Origin of the sequence: Vibrio sp. (assembly GCF_050299255.1) — a bacterium.
In the GTDB taxonomy this organism is placed as follows: domain Bacteria; phylum Pseudomonadota; class Gammaproteobacteria; order Enterobacterales; family Vibrionaceae; genus Vibrio.
In genome coordinates this window covers 1-1,900 of sequence record NZ_JBNKVP010000172.1, presented here as the reverse complement: position 1 = coordinate 1,900, position 1,900 = coordinate 1, and the positions used below count along the sequence as shown (strand labels likewise).

At 48.2% G+C, this 1,900-nt stretch carries 2 protein-coding genes; one reads left to right on the top strand and one right to left on the bottom strand.

Translation table 11 applies throughout. The features are described from left to right. Nucleotides 1–649: 649 nt before the first annotated feature. On the bottom strand, nt 650–1,351 hold the full coding sequence (locus tag ACQY6F_RS18870) for a hypothetical protein (protein WP_428776651.1): 702 nt from the start codon (nt 1,349–1,351) through the stop codon (nt 650–652). Nucleotides 1,352–1,506: 155 nt separating this feature from the next. Here ACQY6F_RS18870 and ACQY6F_RS18865 point away from each other — a divergent pair. Continuing rightward, a partial coding sequence (locus ACQY6F_RS18865; protein ID WP_428776649.1) for a ChbG/HpnK family deacetylase occupies nt 1,507–1,900 on the top strand: 394 nt, incomplete at its 3' end.

Below are 1,900 nucleotides of genomic sequence, written 5' to 3'. Positions count from 1 at the left end.
TACGCCGCGGGTCAATCAGCCCGCCGCTGATGAAGTCCAGCGCCGTTTCAAAGAACTCATCCACGTTTTGGTTGTCGTAAAAGCCCCACCAAAAGATGCCCCCCTCTCGCTCTCCCCCTTCAGGGGCGGACAGGGTTAATATGTACCTTAAAAAACTTCATATCTGAATAAATTTTCATCGACTAGCAAAAACAAAAGCGCGTGAATGATGAAAATAGATTTGTTCTATCCAATTCAATAATGTCCAATCGGTCAGCAACCACCGTAGACAAACAACTTTATTGCTCATAATGTGACATCGTAAGTAGTGCAAGCCAATGGTGAACAAACTTCGTTTGCCCCACCAGGGTACAGTGCGCCGTTGGCCAGAAGATGGCTCTTGTAACCAGGCATTAGCGAAACGAGCCCCCACAATAATGGCAAACCAATGGGCGAAAGCCATGGCAACAAGAAGTCGTTTGACATGAGCTAGGTCAACAACCTGCCCTCTTTCCCACTGCCAACCATATGATTTGTAATCACGAAAGGTGGCTTCAATAGGATAACGACGACGATAGAGACGAATGAGATACCAACCAAGTGGCAAGTTGCTGACTAAACAAAGTGGGGACTCCTGATTCTTTCCCCAAAAAGCAACGATACTATTGAGTCACCAACCGCGCTTTTTGAAGGCCATGCCGCGCTTTTTGCCACGCCGCCGAATGGGATGGATAAGATGTCGAATCTGTTTTTCTCGGTCATGGTAATCTCGACACCTCGTGTGTCCTTGCACCCGGACAACATAGAACCAGCCATAGGTCACAATCATATCTGTGAATGCTGGTGTACCAAAGGCACGGTCAGCTAGCCAGGTTATCTTGAGTCTACAGGGTAGCAGCTCAGCAACAATTGCCAACAACTGTGCAATTCGCGCCCAGAAACGGTCTCCCTTAAGCGGGACATTGGCTTCCCAAGCCATCCAAGCTAAAGGCAGTGCCCGGCCACGATACCAAACACCAACGGTCACTAGATAGACTCGGTCATCCTGTGTGGTGGGGTCGAGTATCAACAAGAGTTCTTGTTGTCCAGCCCATAACAGCCGTTGACGAGCAAAGGGATGAAAACACAAAACATCTGTGATTTCCGGGTCGTTTTCAATACGGCGAATATGCCGTTCGATACTTTCTGGTTTAGCCCCACTGATTCCCAAACGATTTAATGCTTGGGCAATCTGGGCGGGGCTGGCACTTTTTGCTTCAATCATACCCAACACCAGTAAGGCTAATCTTTCACGTGTGGTTTCATCTACTTGTCCATCGACACATGAATCTAACGATTGATAGATTTGCGTATATAATTCGATTGCTGACATGGTACCTCCATTTACTTATGTGAAAGGTAAGATGAATAGAGCGTATCATGTCAGTCCAAGAATTTTGATCCAGATATTAAGTTTTTAATGTGCTGTCCGCCCCTGAACCCCTTGGGAGAGGGCTGGGGTGAGGGAAAAAAAGCGAGTAATACACAATGACAGCGAATCCACTTTTAAAGAAATTGGGCTTGTCGGATAATGACCGTGTGGTGATTTTTCATGCGGATGATATTGGCATGTGTCATGCATCTTACGCGGCGTATGTGGAATTGGTTGATAATGGCCTGTTTTCATCGGCGGCGACGATGGTGCCGTGTGGCTGGTTTCCGGCAACGGCCGTTTATTGCCGCACCCATCAAGAAACCCATCCCCACATCGACATGGGCGTGCACATGACCTTTACCAGCGAATGGGATGATTTACGCTGGGGACCAATCTCTATGCGTGACAAAGCATCCGGCCTGATGGATGAGGAAGGCTTTTTCTTCCGCAGCTCCGCCGGATTTCAGGGCAGCGCCCAACTGGAAGCGGTCAAAACAGAGATGCAGG